The organism is Phenylobacterium conjunctum, assembly GCF_042679085.1.
Lineage (GTDB): Bacteria > Pseudomonadota > Alphaproteobacteria > Caulobacterales > Caulobacteraceae > Phenylobacterium > Phenylobacterium conjunctum.
In genome coordinates, this window is the sequence record NZ_JBHTLQ010000005.1 from 107,253 (window position 1) to 127,734 (window position 20,482).

23 protein-coding genes and 1 tRNA gene are annotated in these 20,482 nt (G+C 68.9%); 10 read left to right on the plus strand and 14 right to left on the minus strand.

What is annotated here, in order from left to right:
* Nucleotides 1-72: 72 nt before the first annotated feature.
* On the minus strand, nucleotides 73-567 hold the full coding sequence (locus tag ACFQ27_RS03430; RefSeq protein ID WP_377352502.1) for a 3D domain-containing protein: 495 nt from the start codon (nucleotides 565-567) through the stop codon (nucleotides 73-75).
* Nucleotides 568-768: 201 nt separating this feature from the next.
* Between ACFQ27_RS03430 and ACFQ27_RS03435 the strand changes: the two genes are divergently transcribed.
* Genes ACFQ27_RS03435 through ACFQ27_RS03445 form a run of 3 tightly spaced genes read left to right on the plus strand, consistent with a single transcriptional unit; the run spans nucleotide 769 to nucleotide 2,869 of the window.
* Nucleotides 769-1,350: a glutathione S-transferase family protein gene (locus ACFQ27_RS03435; protein ID WP_377352504.1), complete on the plus strand. Its 582-nt coding sequence runs from the start codon at nucleotides 769-771 to the stop codon at nucleotides 1,348-1,350.
* A 53-nt stretch (nucleotides 1,351-1,403) separates the two neighbouring features.
* Nucleotides 1,404-2,411 carry a S1/P1 Nuclease gene (locus ACFQ27_RS03440; protein ID WP_377352505.1) on the plus strand — a complete coding sequence of 336 codons (1,008 nt, stop codon included), beginning with the start codon at nucleotides 1,404-1,406 and terminating at the stop codon, nucleotides 2,409-2,411.
* On the plus strand, nucleotides 2,411-2,869 hold the full coding sequence (locus ACFQ27_RS03445; RefSeq protein ID WP_377352506.1) for an NUDIX domain-containing protein: 459 nt from the start codon (nucleotides 2,411-2,413) through the stop codon (nucleotides 2,867-2,869). The genes ACFQ27_RS03440 and ACFQ27_RS03445 overlap by 1 nt, the downstream gene beginning before the upstream one ends.
* 9 nt (nucleotides 2,870-2,878) lie before the next feature.
* On the opposite strand, the gene ACFQ27_RS03450 is transcribed toward ACFQ27_RS03445, so the two are convergent.
* A complete protein-coding gene (locus tag ACFQ27_RS03450; protein WP_377352508.1) occupies nucleotides 2,879-3,343 on the minus strand; it encodes a low affinity iron permease family protein in 465 nt (154 codons plus the stop codon).
* Nucleotides 3,344-3,429: 86 nt separating this feature from the next.
* On the opposite strand from ACFQ27_RS03450, the gene folD reads away from it, so the two are divergent.
* On the plus strand, nucleotides 3,430-4,326 hold the full coding sequence (folD, locus tag ACFQ27_RS03455; protein ID WP_374346292.1) for a bifunctional methylenetetrahydrofolate dehydrogenase/methenyltetrahydrofolate cyclohydrolase FolD: 897 nt from the start codon (nucleotides 3,430-3,432) through the stop codon (nucleotides 4,324-4,326).
* 4 nt (nucleotides 4,327-4,330) lie between these two features.
* Here the strand turns inward: folD and ACFQ27_RS03460 are convergent, their stop codons facing one another.
* The 4 genes from ACFQ27_RS03460 to ACFQ27_RS03475 are packed head-to-tail and all read right to left on the minus strand — an operon-like array spanning nucleotide 4,331 to nucleotide 7,786.
* Entirely contained in the window at nucleotides 4,331-4,954 is a 624-nt protein-coding gene (locus ACFQ27_RS03460) for an ABC-type transport auxiliary lipoprotein family protein (protein WP_377352509.1), read from the minus strand.
* Nucleotides 4,951-5,889, minus strand: a complete 939-nt coding sequence (locus ACFQ27_RS03465) for an MlaD family protein (protein ID WP_374346289.1) — start codon at nucleotides 5,887-5,889, stop codon at nucleotides 4,951-4,953. The genes ACFQ27_RS03460 and ACFQ27_RS03465 overlap by 4 nt, the downstream gene beginning before the upstream one ends.
* The gene (locus ACFQ27_RS03470; RefSeq protein ID WP_374346288.1) at nucleotides 5,889-6,683 is read right to left on the minus strand and encodes an ABC transporter ATP-binding protein; all 795 of its coding nucleotides are present in this window, start codon (nucleotides 6,681-6,683) and stop codon (nucleotides 5,889-5,891) included. Before ACFQ27_RS03470 ends, ACFQ27_RS03465 begins: the two co-directional genes overlap by 1 nt.
* A complete protein-coding gene (locus ACFQ27_RS03475; protein WP_377352512.1) occupies nucleotides 6,680-7,786 on the minus strand; it encodes an MlaE family ABC transporter permease in 1,107 nt (368 codons plus the stop codon). Before ACFQ27_RS03475 ends, ACFQ27_RS03470 begins: the two co-directional genes overlap by 4 nt.
* Before the next feature lie 227 nt (nucleotides 7,787-8,013).
* Here ACFQ27_RS03475 and ACFQ27_RS03480 point away from each other — a divergent pair, with 227 nt between their 5' ends.
* The 3 genes from ACFQ27_RS03480 (at nucleotide 8,014) to ACFQ27_RS03490 (ending at nucleotide 9,056) form a co-directional block, all read left to right on the plus strand.
* On the plus strand, nucleotides 8,014-8,343 hold the full coding sequence (locus tag ACFQ27_RS03480) for a hypothetical protein (RefSeq protein ID WP_374346285.1): 330 nt from the start codon (nucleotides 8,014-8,016) through the stop codon (nucleotides 8,341-8,343).
* A 108-nt stretch (nucleotides 8,344-8,451) separates the two neighbouring features.
* Nucleotides 8,452-8,898, plus strand: a complete 447-nt coding sequence (locus ACFQ27_RS03485; RefSeq protein ID WP_377352513.1) for a hypothetical protein — start codon at nucleotides 8,452-8,454, stop codon at nucleotides 8,896-8,898.
* Nucleotides 8,899-8,915: 17 nt separating this feature from the next.
* Nucleotides 8,916-9,056 (plus strand): hypothetical protein, encoded by a 141-nt coding sequence (locus ACFQ27_RS03490; RefSeq protein WP_377352515.1) that lies wholly within the window; start codon nucleotides 8,916-8,918, stop codon nucleotides 9,054-9,056.
* On the opposite strand, the gene chrA is transcribed toward ACFQ27_RS03490, so the two are convergent.
* The 3 genes from chrA to ACFQ27_RS03505 all read right to left on the minus strand — a co-directional run bounded on the left by chrA (nucleotide 9,037) and on the right by ACFQ27_RS03505 (nucleotide 12,806).
* Complete coding sequence (gene chrA / locus ACFQ27_RS03495; protein WP_377352516.1) at nucleotides 9,037-10,413, minus strand: chromate efflux transporter; 1,377 nt, start codon at nucleotides 10,411-10,413, stop codon at nucleotides 9,037-9,039. The two genes, ACFQ27_RS03490 and chrA, sit on opposite strands and share 20 nt — an antisense overlap.
* A complete protein-coding gene (locus ACFQ27_RS03500; protein ID WP_374346281.1) occupies nucleotides 10,386-11,486 on the minus strand; it encodes an NAD(P)-dependent alcohol dehydrogenase in 1,101 nt (366 codons plus the stop codon). Before ACFQ27_RS03500 ends, chrA begins: the two co-directional genes overlap by 28 nt.
* Nucleotides 11,487-11,669: 183 nt before the next feature.
* A complete protein-coding gene (locus ACFQ27_RS03505) occupies nucleotides 11,670-12,806 on the minus strand; it encodes a pentapeptide repeat-containing protein (protein WP_377352518.1) in 1,137 nt (378 codons plus the stop codon).
* A gap of 269 nt (nucleotides 12,807-13,075) precedes the next feature.
* Between ACFQ27_RS03505 and ACFQ27_RS03510 the strand changes: the two genes are divergently transcribed.
* Entirely contained in the window at nucleotides 13,076-13,972 is an 897-nt protein-coding gene (locus ACFQ27_RS03510) for a hypothetical protein (RefSeq protein WP_377352519.1), read from the plus strand.
* A 9-nt stretch (nucleotides 13,973-13,981) separates the two neighbouring features.
* On the opposite strand, the gene ACFQ27_RS03515 is transcribed toward ACFQ27_RS03510, so the two are convergent.
* The 3 genes from ACFQ27_RS03515 to ACFQ27_RS03525 all read right to left on the minus strand — a co-directional run bounded on the left by ACFQ27_RS03515 (nucleotide 13,982) and on the right by ACFQ27_RS03525 (nucleotide 17,422).
* Nucleotides 13,982-16,054 carry a c-type cytochrome gene (locus ACFQ27_RS03515; RefSeq protein ID WP_377352520.1) on the minus strand — a complete coding sequence of 691 codons (2,073 nt, stop codon included), beginning with the start codon at nucleotides 16,052-16,054 and terminating at the stop codon, nucleotides 13,982-13,984.
* Entirely contained in the window at nucleotides 16,051-16,800 is a 750-nt protein-coding gene (locus ACFQ27_RS03520; RefSeq protein WP_377352522.1) for a ThuA domain-containing protein, read from the minus strand. Before ACFQ27_RS03520 ends, ACFQ27_RS03515 begins: the two co-directional genes overlap by 4 nt.
* A gap of 211 nt (nucleotides 16,801-17,011) precedes the next feature.
* The gene (locus ACFQ27_RS03525; RefSeq protein WP_377352524.1) at nucleotides 17,012-17,422 is read right to left on the minus strand and encodes a DUF4345 family protein; all 411 of its coding nucleotides are present in this window, start codon (nucleotides 17,420-17,422) and stop codon (nucleotides 17,012-17,014) included.
* A gap of 158 nt (nucleotides 17,423-17,580) precedes the next feature.
* On the opposite strand from ACFQ27_RS03525, the gene ACFQ27_RS03530 reads away from it, so the two are divergent.
* Nucleotides 17,581-18,135, plus strand: a complete 555-nt coding sequence (locus tag ACFQ27_RS03530; protein ID WP_374346275.1) for a TetR/AcrR family transcriptional regulator — start codon at nucleotides 17,581-17,583, stop codon at nucleotides 18,133-18,135.
* Nucleotides 18,136-18,220: 85 nt separating this feature from the next.
* On the opposite strand, the gene ACFQ27_RS03535 is transcribed toward ACFQ27_RS03530, so the two are convergent.
* Both ACFQ27_RS03535 and gph read right to left on the minus strand, forming a co-directional pair.
* Nucleotides 18,221-18,295 (minus strand) — tRNA-Val (locus tag ACFQ27_RS03535).
* A 16-nt stretch (nucleotides 18,296-18,311) separates the two neighbouring features.
* Entirely contained in the window at nucleotides 18,312-19,025 is a 714-nt protein-coding gene (gene gph / locus ACFQ27_RS03540) for a phosphoglycolate phosphatase (RefSeq protein WP_377352526.1), read from the minus strand.
* A gap of 90 nt (nucleotides 19,026-19,115) precedes the next feature.
* On the opposite strand from gph, the gene glmU reads away from it, so the two are divergent.
* Nucleotides 19,116-20,465 carry a bifunctional UDP-N-acetylglucosamine diphosphorylase/glucosamine-1-phosphate N-acetyltransferase GlmU gene (gene glmU, locus ACFQ27_RS03545; protein ID WP_377352527.1) on the plus strand — a complete coding sequence of 450 codons (1,350 nt, stop codon included), beginning with the start codon at nucleotides 19,116-19,118 and terminating at the stop codon, nucleotides 20,463-20,465.
* Nucleotides 20,466-20,482: the final 17 nt, after the last annotated feature.

Here is a 20,482-nt window from a genome sequence, read left to right on the forward strand (position 1 = left end):
CAGGACATGGCTGTTCGCGCCGGGAAACCCGGCGGGCGAGGTCGTCCTGGGGAGGGTTCGGGCGGCCCGGCTCTAGCCGGGCGGGCAGCCCTTGAATTCGCCGGCCTTGGTCACCGTCAGGTTGGCGAGGTTCACCGAGCGCAGGTTCTGCATCGACTTGGCGCCCATGCCGGTGAACAGGTCGATGCGCTGGCCCTTGATCGCGCCGCCGGTGTCGGAGGCGTACCAGTAGCCGTCATGGGTGGAGCCGTCCGGCAGCGGCAAGCCCACGGTTTCCTTGATGAACAGGATGGTCCGCTTGGGGATCAGCCGGGCGTCGATGGCCGCGGTGCGCATCGCCACGACCTTGCAGCCGAGGGAGTCGAACACGCCCACGCCACGGGCGCCGGCGTGATACAGGCTGGCCTTCAGCCGGAAATCGGGCGCGGAGGGCAGGGTGCCGGTCAGAGCCGTGATCAGCAGGTCGCCAATCGGGTCCGGGGCCTTTTCGGAGGGAGAGTCCGCCTGTGCGGCGCCGGCGAAGGCGAGGAGCGGAATAGCGGCCAGGGCGGCGAGGCGGCGTCGCATTGACGGCGTCCTCCTTCGTCGTTGATCTGTCAGCGGCGGGCTGTCTAACCGGACTCTTGGCCCAGGGCAACCCAGGCCGTTTCGCCTGTAACGAGAAGTGTTCCTACAGCGAAGCTCACAGGTGCCCCAGAACCCCTCGGTTGCCGCAAGGTCCGGCTAGGGTATTAGGCCCCGATACGTCCCCTTCTGCGGAGCCCGCATATGCGCATCTACGGCGACTCGATTTCCGGCAACTGTCTGAAGGTGAAGTGGACCGCCGATCACCTGGGCCTCACCTATGACTGGGTCGAGACCAGCGTCCTCAAGGCCGAGACCCGGACGCCGGAGTTCCTGGCCCTGAACCCGGCGGGGCAGGTTCCGGCGGTGGTGCTGGGCGACGGCCGGCCGCTCGCCCAGTCCAACGCCATCATCCTGCATCTGGCCGAAGGCTCCGACCTGATCCCCGCGGACGCCTATGACCGGGCGCGCATGTTGGAGTGGATGTTCTGGGAGCAGTACAGCCACGAGCCCTATGTGGCGGTGGCGCGGTTCCAGATGCACTATCTGGGCAAGCCGGCCTCTGACCTCGATCCGAAGCTGGTGGAGCGCGGCCATGGCGCTCTGGCGCGGCTGGAGCAGGGCCTGGGCGCCTCTGCGTTCCTGGTCGGGGATAGGGCGAGCCTGGCTGACGTCGCCCTGGTCGCCTACACCCGGGTGGCGCACGAGGGCGGTTTCAACCTCAACGACTATCCCGCCGTGAAGGCCTGGGTGGCCCGGGTCGAGGCGGCGCTCAAGATCGTCTGAGATCGCGCAATGCGGCGCTTGCCTTGACGGCGCGGCAAGGTCAAATCGCGGCCATGCTGACCCGTCTTCGCGCCGCCGCGCTTGTGTTCGCCCTCATCGCCCCCGCCCAGGCCTTCGCCTGGGGCGGCATGGGGCATCGTATCGTCGGCCAGGCGGCCATGCAGGCCCTGCCGGCCGAGATGCCTGGGTTCATGCTTAGCCGGCAGGCCGTCGAGGCGGTCGGCGAGTTCTCCCGCGAGCCGGATCGTTCGAAGTCTTCGGGCAAGACCCACGACACCAACCGCGACGCCGCCCACTTCATTGACCTTGACGACAACGCCCGCGTTTTCGGCGGTCCCCTGGTGAGTGAGCTGCCGCCCACCCGGGCGGAGTATGAGAAGCTGATGCAGGCCATCGGCCAGGACAGCTGGAAGGCCGGCTATCTGCCCTACGCTATCGTCGACCAGGCCCAACAGCTGGCCAAGGATTTCGCCCACTGGCGGGCCGAAACCTACGCCATAGCTCACGAGAAAGACCGCAAGCGGGTCGCCTGGATGAAGGCCGACCGGGCGCGACGTGAGGCCCAGATCCTCCTCACCATCGGCTACATGTCACACTATGTGGGCGACGGCGCTCAGCCCCTGCATACGACCCTGCACTACAACGGCTGGGGGCCGTTCCCGAACCCCAATGGCTACACCCAGGCCAAGGTGCACGCCGACTTCGAAGGCGCCCTGGTGGTGACCACGACGACGACCGACCTGATCCGGCCGAAGATGGCTGAACCCTCCGTCTGTGAGGGTGACCTCATGGTCTGCGTTGGGACCTGGCTGGCGGCCTCCACCGCCCAGACCATCCCCTTCTACGAGATGGAGAAGGCCGGCGGCCTGAAGCCGGGCGACCCGCGCGGCGTCGCCTTCGCCCAGGCCCGGCTGGCGGTCGGCGCCTCGGAGCTGCGCGACCTGATCCTCTGGTCGTGGAAGGCCAGCGACACCCTGGCGGTCGGCTGGACGCCGGTGCCGCTCACCGACATCCTGTCGGGCAAGACCCCGGCCTATCCCTATCTCTACGGGATCGATTGATGCGGGCGGTCCCCCAGTTCGGGACGCAGACGCCAGGGCTTTCCTATCCCGATCGGCCGGCGGCGTTCGGCGTCGCCCAGCGGGATGGCCTGATCGCGGTGGTCGAGGTTGAGACGCCGGGCCAACCGACCTGGCGCGACCTGCCGGGCGGCGGGATTGATCCTGGCGAGACGGCTGAGCAGGCCCTGGTGCGGGAGTTCGGCGAGGAAGCGGGGCTGATCGTGCGCCCGACCGCCTGGCTCGAGCGGGCGGACCAGTTCTTCCTCAACGACCAGGGCCGCGATTTCAATGTCCGCGGCAGCTTCTTCGAGGCCGAGATCCTGGGGGAGGACGCCGCGCTGCACATCGAGCCGGACCACCGGCTGATCTGGCTGCCGCCCCTGCAGGCCATCGCCGCCATGCGCCGTGAGGCCCATGCCTGGGCGCTGGCGGTCTGGTTGCGGCGCGCTTCGACCTAGGCGGAGCGGTCAGGCGGCCTTGGCGGACCTCTTCGTGGCCGTGCGTCGGCGGGCGGGCTTGTGCGCCGCCGGTTTGGATTGCCGCGCGGACACCTCCTTGCGGGCCTCCTCCCGCAGACGGGTCGAGTTCTTGTCGCACTCGGCCAGGATCTCCTCCAGTTCCTCGTCGGACAGGTTCTCGATGCCGATGAAGCTGTTGTGCGCCTCGGAGATGCGGATCAGCTCGTCGAGCTTGGCGTGCAGGGCGTTCGAATCGCGGTTCTGGGTGTTCTGGATCAGGAACACCATCAGGAAGGTGATGATGGTGGTCGAGGTGTTGATCACCAGCTGCCAGGTGTCCGAGAAGCCGAAAAGAGGACCGGACACCGCCCACAGGATCACCAGGGCGCAGCAGGTGATGAAGACCATTGGCCGTCCGGTCCAGCGGGCGACAGCGGTCGAGAAACGGGTGAAAGTCTTGGAGATGCGGCTCATCGGTCTCTTGCTCCCCGCATTGCGCGGCGCCGCTTGAACGGTTAGTCGGACGCCACGTTCCCGACATCCAAGGTCCCGGAGATCCCATGAGCCAGGCCCGCATCATCGACGGCAAGGCGCTGTCCGACCGCATCCAGGACGAGGTGACCGCCGAGGTCGCCAAGCTGAAGGCCGAGCATGGCCTGACGCCGGGCCTGGCAGTCGTGCTGGTGGGCGAGGACCCGGCGAGCCAGGTCTATGTCCGTTCCAAGGGGGAACGGTCTAAGGCGGCGGGCATGCATTCGGTCACCCATCGCCTGCCGGCGGACGTGGCCCAGGCCGAGCTGATCGCCCTGGTCGAAAAACTGAACGCTGACCCGGCCATTCACGGCATCCTGGTCCAGCTGCCCCTGCCCAAGGGCCTGGACGAGAAGGCGGTGATCACCACCATCAGCCCGGACAAGGACGTCGACGGCCTGCATGTGGTCAACGCCGGGCGCCTGTCCCAGGGCCTGCCCGCCCTGGTGCCGTGTACGCCGGTCGGTTCGATGGTGATGCTGCGCGACGTGCTGGGCGACAACCTGGCCGGCAAGCGCGCCGTGGTCGTCGGCCGCTCGATCCTGGTCGGCCGACCCATCGCCCAGCTGCTGCTGCAGGCCGACTGCACCGTCACCATCGCCCACTCGCGCACCGTCGACCTGCCCGCTGTCTGCCGCGAGGCCGATATCCTGGTGGCCGCCGTGGGCCGGCCGCGGATGATCCAGGCCGACTGGATCAAGCCGGGCGCCACTGTGATCGATGTCGGGATCAACCGGGTGCCCTTCGACGACCCGATCAAGGCGGCCGAGGGCAAGACCAAGCTGGTGGGCGACGTGGCCTACAAGCCCGCCCTGCAGGTGGCCGGCGCCATCACCCCTGTGCCAGGCGGGGTCGGCCTCATGACGGTGGCCTGCCTGCTGCAGAACACCGTCACCGCCGCCAAGCGGATCGCCGGGCTGGAGTAGAGCTCTAGCTCGCCGCCGCGTCGTTGGTCAGGCCGACGGTGCGGGTCAGGACGTCGGAGACCGCCTTGTCGAAGGCCGCGACGATGGCCGAGACGCGGTTGTCGCCGGCGCGAACCTCGGCCGACAGGGTCTCGTCGCGGACCACAGCGCGGTCCTGGGCGCGGACGATCACCACATGCACGTCCACAGCCACCTTCGGCGCCGCCTTGCCGCCCTGGTCATAGACCGCTTCGAACCGCTGGACGTCCAGGCGCAAGGAGTAGTCGGCCTTGGCCGGCTCGCCCCGGGCCACCAGGCGCGCCGCGCCCTGGTTGGCGCTGAAGGCGCGGGCGACGGCTTCGTCGAACAGCACCGAGGCCGGATCGGCCCAACGGCTCTCGGCGATATAGGCGACCTCCGAGCCGGTGACCGTCAAAATCCGGTCGCCCGCCGCGGCGCCGACGAAGGACCCGTTGGCGCGGGCGACGCCGCGCCGGACCTCCGCCGCGGGACCCGATTGGGCGACGGCGCCGTCGAAGCGGTAGAGCAGGGCGGGCTTGGTCTTCGGAAAGACCGTGACGCAGGCCGACAGGGCGACGGCGACGGCCGCGATCCCGGCGATCCGGAACAGGCTGCGGGTCGGGTTCATGGCTTGACCTTCTTTTCCTCGGCGGGCGCCTTGCCCACCAGGCCTCTCGGATTGGCTTGCAGCTCGCGGGCCAGGCGATCCAGCGACTCGGCGGTGTTCTGCAGGGACTGGGCGGCGGCGGTGAGCTGGGGCAGGCCGTTGGACGCGAACTCCGAGGTCGGCCCTTCCAGCTTGCCCATCATGGAGCGCAGGTCCCTGGCCGCGGCGCGGGTCTCCTCGGCGGCGTCGCCGAAGTTGCGCACCGTGCGCTTGCCGTCAGTGTCGACCACGTCCTGGGTGGACTTTGACAGGGCCGAAATCTGCTGGGCCGCCACGTCAATGTCCTGAACCGCCTTCTGGAAGTCGGCGATCACCTGCTTGCGCTCGCGCAGCTCGCCGGTGAAGGCCTGGGTGTCGTTCAGCGCGGCGTTGAAGGTCTTGATGTTGTCGTCGGACAGGACGCGGTTGACCCGGTCCAGGGCCTCGATGGTGCGGGTCAGGACGTTGCCGCCGCCTTCCAGCAGGTCGGACAGGGCGCTGCGCTGGCTGCGCAGGATCGGCACCTTGTCCTTCGGGAACAGGTCCTTCAGCAGCGGCTTGGACGGCGTGCCGGCGGTGATCTGGATGTAGTTCACCCCGGTGATGCCCTGGGGCTCCAGGGTGGCGTAGGAGTCCTCGCGGATCGGCACGTCGGAGGTCACGCGAGCCGTGGCGATCACCTGGTTGGGGTCTTCCCGGCGCAGGGCGATCTTGGTGACCTCGCCCACCTTGATGCCGTTGAAGTGCACTTCGCCGCCCTGGGAGATGCCGCGCACCGGACCCTGGAAGACGATGTCGTAGTTGTCGTAGTCGTGGGTGAACTGGAGCCGGGCCAGCCAGACGACGAAGATCACCAGACCCACGAAGAGGATCATGGTCGACAGGCCCACCAGGGCGTAGTTGGCGTCTTTTTCCATCAGGCGGGGGTCCGGCTGGCCTGGGCCGCGGCCGCGGCGCGGCCGCGCGGTCCCAGGAAGTATTCGTGAATCCACGGGTGCGTGGAACGCTCGAGCTCGTGCACGGGCGCCGCGGCCACCACATGCTTGTCGGCCAGCACCGCCACCCGGTCGGTGATGGTGTAGAGGCTGTCCAGATCGTGGGTGATCATGAAGACGGTCAGCTCCAGGCTGCGGGACAAGTCCAGGATCAGGTCATCGAAGGCCGCGGCCCCGATGGGGTCCAGCCCGGCGGTGGGCTCGTCGAGGAACAGGAGCTCCGGATCGAGGGCCAGGGCCCGCGCCAGGCCCGCGCGCTTGCGCATGCCCCCCGATAGCTCCGAGGGCTTCAGCCCGCCGGCTTCCGGCGGCAGGCCGACCATGGCGATCTTCAGGTCCGCCAGTTCGCGGATCGCCTGGCGGGTCATGTTGGTGTGCTCGTACATCGGTGTGGCGACGTTCTCGCGCACTGTGAGGTTCGAGAACAGCGCGCCCTGTTGGAAGAGAACGCCCCAGCGGCGGGCCATGGCGGCGCGTTGCTTGCGGGTGGCTCGCGTCAGGTCCTGGCCGAACACCCGGACGCGGCCGCCCTCGGGCCGCTTCAGCCCGATGATGCTGTTGAGCAGCACCGACTTGCCCGAGCCGGACCCGCCGACCACGCCCATCACCTCGCCCTGGCGCACAGTGAGGTCCAGGTCCTTGTGAATGACCCGGTCGCCGAACTGGGACAGGAGCCCCTCGACCTCGATAGCTGGGGCGGCGGCGTTGCGGCTCACAGGTCCAGCTCCATGTAGAGCAGGGCGAAACCGGCATCGATGACGATGATGGCGAAGATGGCGTGGACCACGGCGGCGGTCACCCTGCGGCCAAGGGATTCCACATCGCCGCCAACCTCGAGGCCCTGGCGGCAGCCGATGCCGGCGATGACCGCGGCCATCACCGGGGCCTTGGACATGCCGATCCAGAAGTGTGTCGCGCCGACATTGTCGAGGATGCGCTGCAGGAAGAAGGAGGGGCCCAGGCCCAGCTCCGACCAGGTGACCGCCAGGCCGCCGAGCAGGCCGGCCAGGGTGGCGACAAAGGTCAGCAGCGGAATCGTGATCAGCAGGGCGGCGAAGCGCGGGAAGACCAGGGCCTCGAACGGATCGACCCCCAGCACCTTCATGGCGTCGACTTCCTGGTTCATTTTCATCGAGCCGAGTTCGGCGGCGAAGGACGAGGCCGACCGACCCGCCAACAGAATGGCGGTGATGATAATGTTGAACTCGCGCAGCACGGCGATGCCGATCAGCTCGACGACGAACACCTCGGCCCCGAACTGGCGCAGCATATTGGCGCCCAACAGGGCGACCACGGCCCCGATGAAGAACGAGGTGGTCACCACGATCGGGATGGCGTCCAGGCCCGCGCGCTCGGCCAGGGACACCAGCGCCGGCCAGCGGACGCGCTTGGGATTGATGATGACCAGGCCCAGCACCGCCAGCAGGTGACCGGCGAAGACCAGGGTCTCGAACAGCTCGCGCACCAGGTCGATGACGCCGCGGCCGATGCGGATGGACATCTGGTAGAAGCCGCGGGGCGCCGGGCGCCGGGCAGGTCGGGGGCGGGCGGCCTCGGTCACCAGGGCCAGCAACCGCAGGGTCTCGGTGCGCCCCTTGACCCGCTCGGTGGGCAGTTCGCCGCCGGCGGCCCTGACGATGGCGAAGGCTCCGGCGGTGTCCAGGCGGCCCACGGCGGTCAGGTCGAAGACGGTGTCGTGGCGGCCCGCGACCTCGCGCGCCAGGGCGTCGCCGGCGCCCTTCAAGGCGCCGTTGGTCCAGTCGCCTGTCAAAAGGACGGCGCCGTTCGGGCTCACGCTATAGTCGGCGGTGTTTTCCATCGGCCTGCGCGCGAACGATCCCGGCAAGGTTACAAGGCGAGCCGACCGTGCGGTGAGGCCGGCTGGCAGGTCAAGCCTAGCAGAGCCTGTCCCCAGGGCCGAACGCCTTCTGGCGAAGGTTGTTCCAGCGCGCCCCCGAGACGCGCTATGAGGGGTGCGGCCCATCTTTCGCCCCAGTCGGCGGGGAGCCTGGGGGCTGTTCAGTGGTTACAGGCCGGGAGCGTCTTATGACCCGCCAGATCGATTTCGCCGGAGCCTCCGGCAGCGTCTATCGCTATTCCAGCATCGAGGAAGAACGCCATCTTCCGCCTGCGGGGGCGAACTATGTCATCGCTCAGGTCCAGGATCAGGCGGCGCGAATCCTGTTCGCCGGGGAGACCGAGCGGTTGTCCGACCGCGAGTGGGAGGCCGCCCTGGCCACGGTGCGGGCCGAACTACAGCACCAACACGCCGGCGACGCCGAGGTATTCACCCGCCTGAACGTCCGCAGCGCCGTTCGCCGGGCTGAGCGCGAGGACCTGATTCAAGCCCACGCACCGCCTCTGAACGCCGGCTGAGGGCCGCGCGGGTTGATCCTCGCGAGCGCAATCTCCGCAAACTGAACCTTGGGTTGGTGGTCCTCGCCGCGTTCGTGGGCGAGGGTCTGCGCCAACTGGGGGGAAGGCATGGCCAAGACGGGACAGCGCGGGCTCTGCGCCGCGGCCGTGCTGTTGGCCGGGCTGGTCTCCGCATGGCCGGCCGCCGCCCAATCCTATGATCCCTACGCCACCCTGGGCCGCTCGCGACCACTCGACCGGCTGATGGAGTATGAGCGCGGCGGTTGGAGCCGGCAGGTTCGGATCGAGGGCAGGACCCTGGTCGTCAAGGCGCATCCCCGCGACCCCTCCTTGCTGATCCAGCGCAATGTCGGCGCGGCCTTCCTGCAGGGCGCGGCCGAGGGATTGAGCCTGGGCGTCGCGCCCGCCGCCCTGGCCGACGATATCTACAGTCGCGCCGCGACCAAGGTGCTCAAGACGGCCGGATGCCGGCTGGTGGCCATGCGGCCCCTTGACGGACGGGTCAGCTGGGAGGCCGAATACGCCTGTCCATCGGGCGTCAGGATCGGACGTTAGAAGAGGGAGCCAGACGCTTGATCTCCTTGATCGCCTTCGGGCTGGGTTACGCCATGACACTGGCGGTGGATGTGGCCCTGGTCATCGCCGGGGCGGCCTTCGCGGCCGAGGCCCTGTGGTGGCGCTTTGCGCGCCGCGTCAGGCCGAAAGCCCGCTGATCGCGACGCCCGCGATGGCGCAGGCGATGAGGGTCGGCCCCATGCCGACCTTGAACCGCAACATGGCGACCGTGGCCGCCGCCGCCAAGCCGATGGCGGGCAGGTTGGCCGAGGCCAGCACCGGCAGGTCCGGTCCGACGCCGTAGAGCTTGGCAGGCCAGCTCTGGCGGAACAGGGTGTGCAGCCCGAACCAAAGCGCCAGATTGGCGATCACCCCGACCACTGCGGCGGTGATGGCGCTCAGCGCCGCGCGCAGAGCGCGGTTGTCGCGCAGTTGCTCCACATAGGGGCCGCCCAGGAAGATCCACAGGAAGGACGGCGCGAAGGTCACCCAGGTGGTCAGCAGGGCGCCGAGCGCGCCGGCCAGCAGCGGGGGCAGGGGGCCGGCGTCGCGCCAGGCCGCCAGGAAGCCCACGAACTGCAGGACCAGGATCAACGGGCCGGGTGTGGTCTCGGCCAGGCCCAGGCCGTCGGCCATCTCGCCGGGGCTCAGCCAGCCAAAGCCCGAGACCGCGGCTTGGGCCACATAGCTCAGCACCGCATAGGCGCCGCCGAAGGTGACCACGCCCATGGTCGAGAAGAAGGCCGCGATCCGCGTCCAGACGCTGTCCGGTCCCAGGATCAGGACCAGCAGCGCGAGCGGCGCGAGCCACAGTCCGCCCCAGAGGCCCAGGACCCGGATCCAGCGGCCCGGTCGCGGGCGGGTATGCTCAAGCTCGCCGCGGGCGAACATGGCGTCGATCAGGCCGCCCGGATCATCGGTGGGTTCGGTCCCGTGCGCGCCCTCCGGCAGGTGGCGGTCGAGCGCCCAGCCGGCCAGGCCCGCGCCCAGGACGATCAGGGGAAAGGGGACCTGGAAGGCCCAGATGGCGATGAAAGCTGCGACCGCCAGGGCGAGCATGCTCCGTGACTTCAGGGCTCGCCGGCCGATCCTCAGGATCGCCTCGGCCACCACGGCCAGCACCGCGGCCTTGACGCCGAAGAAAAGGCCGGCCGCCAGCGGCGTCTGTCCGAACAGGGCGTAGGCCATGCTGAGGCTCAGCATGACCAGGGCGCCGGGGGCGATGAACAGCAGGCCGGCGATCAGCCCGCCCGCCGTCCGGTGCATCAGCCAGCCGACATAGGTGGCCAGCTGCTGCGCTTCAGGCCCCGGCAGCAGCATGCAGTAGTTGAGCGCATGCAGGAACCGACGCTCCCCGATCCAGCGCCGCTCCTCGACCAGGACGCGATGCATCATGGCGATCTGGCCGGCCGGCCCGCCGAAGGACAACAGACCGATCTTCAGCCAGACGCCGAAGGCTTCGCGCAGGGAGGGCGGTTGCGGATCGGTCAGGGGATCAGGACCACTTTCACGCACTCACCATGGTGCTGGGCCGCGATGGCTTCGTTGATGGCGCTCAAGGGGTAGGTCTTGATGAGCTTGTCGAAGGGCAGGCGGCCGGCCCGGTAGTGGTCGAGCAGTTCGGGTAGGAACTCGTCGGGATCGGAATCGCCTTCGATCACCCCCTTGACCGTCAGGCCGAAGGTGATGGCCGCCCCTAGGTCGCCGGGCATGGGCGTGCCGGGCGCCGGGACGCCGACAATGGCCAGGACGCCCTTGGAGCCCAGGGCCCCGAAGGCGCCGTTCAGCACGGCGGGCAGGCCGGTGGTGTCAAAGGCGTAGTCGACGCCCGCCGGCAGTATGGCCCGCACGGCCGCCGCCAGGTCTCCCTGCGCCTTGGGGTCGATGACGTGGGTTGCGCCGAGCTCCAGGGCCAGGTCGCGGCGCCCGGCCAGGGGCTCGACCAGGATGATGGTCGCGCACTTGCGGATCTTGGCCCCCATGACGGCGGCGAGGCCCACGGAGCCGCCGCCCAGGATCAGGATCGACGAGCCTTCGCGGGCTTCCAGCGAGCGCATGACGCCGCCGGCGCCGGTCTGGATCCCGCAGCCCAACGGCCCCATCAGCTCCAGGGGCACATCGTCGGGCGCCTTCACCACGTTGCGCTCATAGGTCAGGGCGTAGGTGCCGAAGGAGGATTGGCCGAAGAAGTTGCCGGCGATCGGCCCATCGGCGTTCTTCAGGGTCATGGAGCCGTCGGTGCGCACGCCCGCATAGTTCAGCATCGGCATGGTCCGGCAGTAGGCCGCGTCGCCGTCGCCGCAGCGGTCGCACGCCCCGCAGGAGCGGAAGGTGATCAGCACCTTGTCGCCGACCGCGACCTTCTTCACCGCCGAGCCGACCTTTTCGACCACGCCCGAGCCTTCATGGCCGAACACCGCCGGACGCGGGAAGATGCCCTCGGCCTGCTGGAAGACGAGGTCGGTGTGGCAGAGGCCGACGCCGGCGATGCGCACCAGGATCTCGTCGGGCCGCGGATCGTCCAGCTGAACGGTCTCGACGGAAAATCCAGCTTGGCCCGTGCGGGCGACGGCGGCGGTGATGTCCATGTCAGGCTCCCTGTTACCCCGATCCGGTGGGGCTTTTGTGACGAGCCTAGAGGGATGACGTGGCGGAGGGGGAGGGGTTTGGCGCCGGCCCGTTTGACGTCAACATGGACGAAGGCCTTTGGCGTCTGGGGTGATCCAGCTCGACCAGAACAAAAGATAATTAAAACAATATATTGAGCGGCATTAGACCGCTTCGAGGTCGATGGTGCGGCTCTGTGGCGGGGTCAGGCCGGTGCCGTTGAGGCAGGCGTCCTCCAGGTCCACGGGGCGAAGCCCGGAGCGCAGTTGCAGCGGGCGCAGGTTCGCGTCGCGGAATCGGGCGTGGGCGAGGTTGGCGCCTCGGAACGAGGCCCCGCGCAGGTCCGCGCCGGTGAAGTCGGCCTTGCGCAGGTCGGCGCCGGCGAAATTCGCGCCGGACAGCTGAGCGCCAGAGAAGTCAACCCGGTAGGCCAGGGCGTTGCGGGCGGAGAGGCCTGGCAGCATGCGGTCCTTCAGGTGCGCCGAGGCCGGTCGCAGGTCCAGCCCGTCCAGGCGCGCGGGTTCGCCCTCGCGGCCCTCCGTGCGGACCCAGCGCTCCAGGCTGTCGATGGTCGCCAGGATCAGGGGGAGGCGCGCCTCGGCCTCCGGGGTCGTGTCGAGCACGCAGCCTTTCAGGGCCGAGGTCGGGATGTTCAGGCGGCTGACGTCTATGCCGGTCATCACGGCGCCGTTGAAGCGCGCGCCCTCGAGCCGCGCCCCGGCCAGGTCGGCGCCGTCCAAGATGGCGCCGCTGAAGTTGGCGTTCTTCAGATTGGCGAACCGCAGCTTGGCGCCGCGCATGGCGCAATTGGTGAAGTCCACCTCAAGGGCGACGGCCTCAGACAGGTCGGCGCCGTCCAGACGCGCGCCCTTCAGGCTCGTGCCGATCCACTTCAGGCCCGCCAGATCGTCATGCACCGCGAGCACGGCCGAGCGCATATCGGCTTCATCGAGGTTCGCCCCGGCGAGCTTGCAGCCGGCGAAATTGGCCCCGCGCAGGTCGGCGCGGAACAGGATCGCGGCGCGGAAGTCGCACCCCGCCAGGTTGGCGCAGTAGAGGGCCGCGCGGGACAGGTCCGTGCCGATGAAGCGGGTGTCGGCCAGGTCAGCGCCGGTGAAGTCGACGTCGGCCAGGTTGCGCTGCACGCAGTCCATCTTGCGGGCGATGACCATGCGGGGAATGGCGCGCGCGCCGCCGGGCAGGCCGCGCGCAAAGGTCTCGTGCGCCCGCACCAGCCGCTCAAACTGCTCGGCGGTGAGGGTGACGCCCTTGAACTTGAGGCCTGCCATGGCGTGACGCATCACGCACTCCTAGAGCGCCAGGCTTGAGAAACCTTGAAAATCACGGTTCCGCGCGTGCGTCCTCCACTTTGAGCTGGGAACATCTCGCGGAGAGTTCACCATTTCGGGCAGGAGCCGGACCTTATCTCGAGACCAAACGCCACGGATGGGTACCCCGCAGCGCGAACTGCCTCTAGTGTTTGATTCATTAAGCGCGTGGAGTCGCCCAGTTTATTGCTATCGCTCAGCGTCAGGGCTGGGTTTTCATGTACCCGATTTGGGAATAGTCGATGTCGAACCTGCCGCATCAAGTTGTGAGATTGGCCCTCAACTTCAACCTGGTCAGCGCCGACTTGCTTTCGAGAGCCCTTCCACTCGACTTTGGGCCGGGCCTTGTGTTCCTGGAAATCAACTACGAGAACCTGCAGAAGCAGAAGTCTCCGCTGGAGCCGCGACGGCCGGTGTCGGCCTACCGCATCGCGCGCGAACTGCGTCTGCCCTACGAGACCGGCCGCCGATATGTGAACCAGCTGGTCGATGTCGGCTGGTGTGAGCGTCTGGATCGGGGGTTCATCGCGGCCGCTCAGGGACCCGGGGAGGCTGCGGTGTCCAGCACCGTGCCTGCAGTCTGGGAAGCCGTCTGGCACTATGTGGACGCCCTCAACCGCGCGGGCGTGGAGATACCCGTCGGTGGCTTCAGTTCGCCGTTCAACGTCAAGTCACGGGTGGCGCTTGAGGCCAGTCTGCACTTCCTGAATTTGCTGAGGATCGGCTGTGACGTGTTTGGCATCGACGCCCACGACGCCCTGCTGATGTACGCGATCCTGACCGCCAACACCGCTCATGTGACCGCACGCCTGAGCGCCGCTGACCTGGCCGCCGATGTCGGCGCCCCCATTCCGGACTCGCAACGCCGCCCGGTGTCGGCGTACCGCCTCGCCCAGGACCTGCGCGCGCCCTATGAGACGATCCGCCGGCACGTCCGCCGCCTGGTCAAGGCGGGGCTCTGTGTGGACGCGCCGGACGGCGGCGTCATCGCGCCGGCGCGAGCTCATGACCGCCCTGAGATCCGACAGGGCGTCACCGCGATCAACGCTGAAGTGGCGAGGTTCCTGAAGGTGATCGCCGACATCACGCCTCTGCCGCTTGAGGAGCCGCAGGTGGAACCGGTGTTGCGCTCGGCCTGAGCCGTCCCCTCAATGGGGCAAGGCGCTCAGGTAAGAGGCCAGGCCCGCGATCTCGGCCTCCGTCAATCCCACCGCCTGCGCCCGCATGGGGCCGGTGGTCAGCGCCTGGACGATGCGCGATGGCGGTGTCCGGGCCAGGGCGGCAAGCGTCGGGATATTCGGCTGACCAGACCCATGACAGACCGCGCACCTGGCCTGGAAAAGCTGCTGGGCTTTTTCGGCGCTGACCGTCTGGCGCGCAGGTAGGGCCGCAAACTGGACGTCGCCGAGACTGCGGGTGTCTGGTTCGCGTGCGGCTCCACCTGCGGGACGAAGACCGAAGGCCTCGATGCGATCGGTTCCGACGAAGACCAGGCCCTTGGCGATGGTCGGCTCGTTGTACTTGCCCCCGGTTCCAAGAAGCCCCGGCGCGCTTTTCCACAGCAGGGTGAGGTCGCGGGCGTCGAAGGCGTAGAGCACGGGCCGGGGCGCCTTGGGCCCATAGAGCGGCGCGGATCGCGGGGCGTCGGTGTCCAGCACCCAGACAATCGCGCCGCGGGCGCCTCGGCTGGTGACGACGGGCGAGCCCGGATTGTGCAGGGTCTCTGTGGTCTGCTGGCGGTCCATGGCGAGGTAGGCTGGGCGACCCGGCGCCGCCACCACCTTCAGCCGCACGAGGCCCGGCGGGACGCTGACGCTGAGATTGTCCGGCCGCTTGCTGCTGCCGGAGACGAACAGGTAGGTCGCGCTGCGAGCGTCGCGGTACTGGGCGGCAGTGCTGCGGCTCTTGGCCTGGTCGACCATGCCGTGGGTTTCGGAATAGGGCGCGAAGACGCTCAGCGGCCCCGGCTTGCCGAACTGAGGCTGTGGGTCGGGGGCGAGCAGTGAGCCGTCCGTCGCCGGGTCCTGGCTGCAGGCCGGCCGCTTGACCCGCGACCCGGGCAGGGCGTCCCGGTCGAGCAGGTAGGCGACCCCTTGCTTGGCGCCCGCCAGGCCGAGCAGGCGCGGCGTGCTGGTCCGGGACGACGGCAGGTCGATGACGAAGGTACCGCTGCTGCCCAGGTCGATGTCCATCGACTGGGCCTGGCAGTAGTTGAAGGGGGTGTAGGTCCCCGCCAGGGTCAGGCCCTCGACCCCGTCGCGAAACTGCAGGATCGACTGGCCCCAGTCGCCGGGGGTGTCCGGAAAGACGCCGGCGACCCCGCCGTTCCTCTGGGTATTGAGAATGCTGGCGCCGGTGGCGATGGAGACGCGGCCCTGGGCGTCCAGCGCCGGGCCGCCGGAGGACCACATGCCGCCTTGGGTTTCGGACGTAACCGGCGTGGTCGAGAAGGCCGAGGCGATGCCGGGGCTGCGGGTGTCCACCGAGACCAGCCAGCCGCTGGCCTCGTCGCCGCCGAAGGCGACATAGAGCCTGGCGCCGTCCGGGCTGAGGTTCAGGGCTCCGCGCTGGATGAGGGGATTGTCGGGATAGCGGGTCGTTCCGTTCCGGTTCACGCCTGGACGGTTGAGGGTCTCGGCGTTCAGCGTCACCGGCCAGCCCGGCAGCGTCCGGCCGCTCGACAGGTCCAGGGCGTGCGCCTGCCAGCCCGCCTGGACATCGCAGGCGGTCACATAGATCCGGTTGGCGGCGCGATCGATCACCGGGGTGGAGAGATTGCCGCCGATGCTCAGGCAGGGCCGGGGCGTGAGACGGGCGCTCCAGAGGATCTCACCGGCGGGCAGGGCTGTGGCCTGCGAGGCGTTCACCGCATAGACGAAGCCGATATTGGTCGCCGCGAACACCACGTCGTGGCGGCCGCGCTGGGTCTCGGTCGCGATGTCGAGCCCGCCCGCATAGAGCGGGGTGGCGAACAGCCGGGGCGGGAGGCCGCCAAGCCCATGCAGCCGCGGGGAGCGCCAGACGAGCCCGAACCCGTGGCCGGCGACGGCGTCCGGCGTGAGGATCCGCTCATGGGCGTTCCAGCCGGTGCGGGCGGCGTCCTGGTGGTAGGTCAGCTTGTCGTCCGGTCGGTCCGCCGTGGGCGGCTCGGCCATGCCGAACAGGGGCAGGATGGCCGCCAGGGCGGCGCCCAGGCGCAGGGTGTTGCGAAGGCGGGTCACGGCGCCGGCGCCCCTGCCGTCCAGAGGATCGCGTTGAGGATCAGCCGCTGCAGCTGGGGCTGGTCCAGGGCGTCGAGGTAGTGGAGGCCAGTGTAGCCGAAGGACCGCCCGCCGCCCGGGCGCTCATACACCCAGGCGACCGGCCGGCTCACCTGCTGCTTCGGGTCGGGCAGCGCGCCATGAAGCTCGCCCGTCATGACGGGCGTGACGCCCGATCCCGCATAGCGCAGGGTCGGATAGACCTCGTCCTTCAGGGCGAAGGGGGAGACCCCGCGGGTCACCGGGTGGGACGCGGGCGTGAAGGCGATCAGCTCATCCGCGCGGTCGGGCATGCCGTAGCGCGCCGCGCCCAGCCATTGGGGCAGCGGCAGATCATCTCCGGGGCTGAGGGTGGAGGCTTGGTGCAGGGTCACGAGCCCGACGCCCTGGTCCATGAGGGTCGCGAAGCGCGAGCGCAGGACCGGATCCCGCAGGGGGTGGCGATCAAGCCCGTCGAAGTACCAGACCACCGTCCGGGCCCGGTCGAGGGCGTCCGGGGCCGTGGGCCAGCCCTGCGGATAGGCGACCACGTGCAGACCCTTGGGCAGGTCCGGAGCGCCGCGCACCAGCTCGGCCAGGTGAGGGACGCCGGCGGGGAAATCATGCTGGCGGGCCCCGTGGCTCTTCACCCCGCCGATGATCACCACCTCATCGCGGGGCGGCGCCGGATCCTGGGCGTGGGCGGCCCCCGCCAAGCCCAGCAGCACTGCCGCGAGTCCCGCCCGCCAGGCTCTCAAGCGCCGCCTCATGTCCATTCCCCCGTTGCGCGCGAACCGTCCGGTTCATCTGCGTCAGGCGGGCATGCTAGGGGCCGCTTGGGCGTCCGCGCTAGACGGGCGCCCGATGTAATGGCGATTACTTTGCATGTAATTGCAATTACTTAAGGGCGGGACCTTCAGCGGCGAGGCGCTCGACGGCTCAGGCGTTGGGGGCTGACTTCCAGGTCCACAGGGCGAGCGCCGGGAAGGCCGCCAGCTCGAGGATCAGGGGCTGCAGCAGATCTGGACCGGTGACGACGGCGAGGCCGGTGGAAACAAGGCGGACGACGCCGCCGACGAACACCATCCCGCAGATCGCCAGGACGGTCGATTTCAGCGCCGCCGGCTTCCAGGTCGCGGCGCACAGCGTGAGGCCCAGGCCAAGCCAGACCCCGCCCAGGAAGCGCACATGACTGTCCCGAACCGCGAACAGGCCTGGGTCTGTCACGGCCAGAAAGTCGGTCCCGCCCTGCCAGCCCAAGGTCCGGATTCCGCCAAAGCCGACATTCAGGCCCAGGAAGATCACCGCAAGGCCGGCCAGCAGATAGACGATGCGCAGCGCCACACTCATCGAGGGCTCCATGAAAAATATGATACGCGTATCAATTAAATGGTGAGGCCCTAGGGGTCAAGCTGTGCGACCATCAGGCCGTGGAGGGTGCAATGGAATCACAGCCGCTAGGCCGGGGGCGGGGACGTCCGGAACGATCGGGGGATGAGCGCGCCAGGATGCGGGCGCGGATCGAGGCCTGCGCCCGCGACCTCTTTTATCGAGAGGGCTATGAGGCGGTCTCTATGCGGAAGATCGCGGCTGGCCTGTCGTGTTCCACGAACACGCTCTACGCCTACTTCGACAGCAAGATGGACATCCTGGCCGCCGTTTGGGCGGACATCTTTGGGCAGGTCTTCGCCGAGCTGACGCCAGGCGTAGCAGCGCAGGAGACCGCGGCCGGACGTGTCCAGGCCTTCTGCGAAGGCTATGTGCGCGGCTGGCTGGTCCGCCCGGAGGAGTACCGGCTGGTTTTCATGTCGGGCGGGGTGACCCAGGCGGATGTCAGCGCCTTCCTGGCGGACGAGCGCCTGGCCGGCGCCTTCGAAGCTCTGCTGGACGGGCTCGCCGCGCACCATGGTGTGACCACGGAGGACCCTGAGGTCTTGCGCCGCCGGGACTACCTGCTCACCGCGATCCACGGCGTGCCGCACTGCCTGATCACCATGAGCGGCCACCCCTGGCCCCCCGCAGACGATCTCGTCCGGATGGCGGTGGACGCAGCCCTGCGCTGACGCCGCCGCGACTGTCGGGGCGGACGACTGGGCGAAGATTTTATCAGGATTGGCGGTCCATCGGAGCCCTGGGCTCGCGAAGGAATGGTGGATGCGACAGGGATTGAACCTGTGACCCCCTCGGTGTGAACGAGGTGCTCTCCCGCTGAGCTACGCATCCGCCGGAAGGGGTGCGCCTATAGCCCGGTTGTTCGCGGCTCGCAAGCGGTCAAAAGCGTCTCGCAGGCTTCGATGAGCTGGTCGTAGTGATCGATGAGGATGTCGGCCCCGAGCTCGGTCACCGGGATGTCGGTATAGCCGAAGGAGACCAGCACCAGGGGCGCGCCGCAGGCCTTGGCGCATCCGGCGTCCGGGGCCGCGTCGCCGACCATGATGGTCCGGTCGAGGCGTCCGCCGGCCAGCTCGACGGCGGTCGCCAGGTGGCGCGGGTCGGGCTTGCGGGCCGGGGACAGGTCGGCCCCGACGATGGCGTCGAAATAGGGGGCGAGGTCGAGGGCTTCGAGAATCGGCCGCGACAGCGGGGTGATCTTGTTGGTGCAGACCGTCAGCCGGGCGCCGCGGGCCTTCAGCTCGGCCAGGGCCTCGGCCACGCCCGGGAAGGGACGGGTCAGGTCGGTGCTGTGCTGCTCGTAGTGGGCGAGGAAGCGGGCGAACAGGCCGTCCATCTGCTCCGCCGTGGGAGTGAGGCCCTGGGCCGCGAAGCCCTGTTCCAGCATGCGCCGGGCGCCGTGGCCGATGAAGGACCGCGCGGTGTCAAACGGCAGCAGAGGCAGCCCCTCCTGCGTCAGGATCAGGTTCAGGGTCCCGACCAGGTCCGGGGCGGAGTCCACCAGGGTGCCGTCGAGATCAAAGGCGATGGTCGCCCCATCCAGGACAGAAAGCTCGGGCATGGGGACGGTGCGCTCCAATGAAACCGCTCGCCGTTTCAGGTAAGAGCCGCGAGATTGCAACGAACGACTTCGATTCCAGGATCAGATCCCATGACCGCACGCGCCGCTGTCATCCTCGCCGCCGGCCAGGGCACGCGTATGAAGTCGCCTGTCCCGAAGATGCTGCACAAGGTGGGCGGCCGCACCCTGCTGGACTGGGTGATCGACACGGTGGAGGCCTCGGGCTGCGAGCGCATCGTGGTGGTGGTGGGCAATCACAGCCCCGGCGTCCGCGACCTGGTGGTCAAGCGGCTGGGTGAGCAGGCCGTCGCCGTGCAGGACCCGCCGCTCGGCACCGCCCACGCCGTGCTGGCGGCCAAGGAGGCCCTGGCGGACTTTGACGGCGACGTGCTGGTGACCAATGGCGACTGTCCCTTGCTGCGGCCCGCCGACCTGGAGCCGCTGTTCGCCCTGCGCGCCCAGGGCGCGGCCCTGTCGATCCTGGGCTTCAAGCCGGCGGACGCCCTGCTGTACGGGCGGCTGATCCTGGGGGCGGATGGCCACCTGATCCGCATCGTCGAGCCCAAGGATGCGACGCCCGAGGAACTGGCGGTCAAGGCGTGCAACGCCGGCATGTACTGCGCCGACCGGGCGCAGATGTTCGCCTGGCTGTCCCGCGTGGACAACAAGAACGCCAAGCAGGAGTACTACATCACCTCCATCGTCGGCCTGGCCACGGGCGAGGAGAAGCTGGTCAAGGTCGCCTTCGCGCCGGAGAGCGCGGTGATGGGTTGTGACACGCCCATGCAGCTGTCCCAGGCCGAGGCGATTTTCCAGACCCGGGCGCGGGCCCATCACCTGGCCGAGGGCGTGGCCATGCTGGCGCCGGAGACGGTGCACTTCTCCTGGGACACCAAGATCGCAGCCGGCGCCCAGATCGAACAGTTCGTGGTCTTTGCGCCGGGCGTCAGCGTCGAGACCGGCGCGGTGATCCGGGCCTTCAGCCACCTGGAGGGGGCCAAGGTGGGCCTGGGCGCCCTGATCGGGCCCTATGCCCGCCTGCGCCCCGGCGCCGACATCGGGGCGGAGGCCCACATCGGCAACTTCGTCGAGGTCAAGAAGGTCAAGGTCGGCGAGGGCGCCAAGGCCAACCACCTGTCCTATCTGGGCGACGGCACGGTGGGGGCCAAGGCCAACATCGGGGCCGGCACGATCTTCTGCAACTATGACGGCTTCGACAAGCACGACACCCATGTGGGCGAGAACGCCTTCATCGGCTCCAACTCCGCCCTGGTCGCGCCAGTGACCATTGGGGCTGGGGCCATGACCGGGTCCGGTTCGGTGATCACCAAGGACGTGGAGCCGGACGCCCTGGCCCTGGAGCGGGCCGAGCAGGTGGTCAAGCCCGGCTGGGCGGGGCGGTTCCGGGCCGCCAAGCTCGCCAAGCGCGCGAAGAAATAACTGCCAAGCCGCGCTCG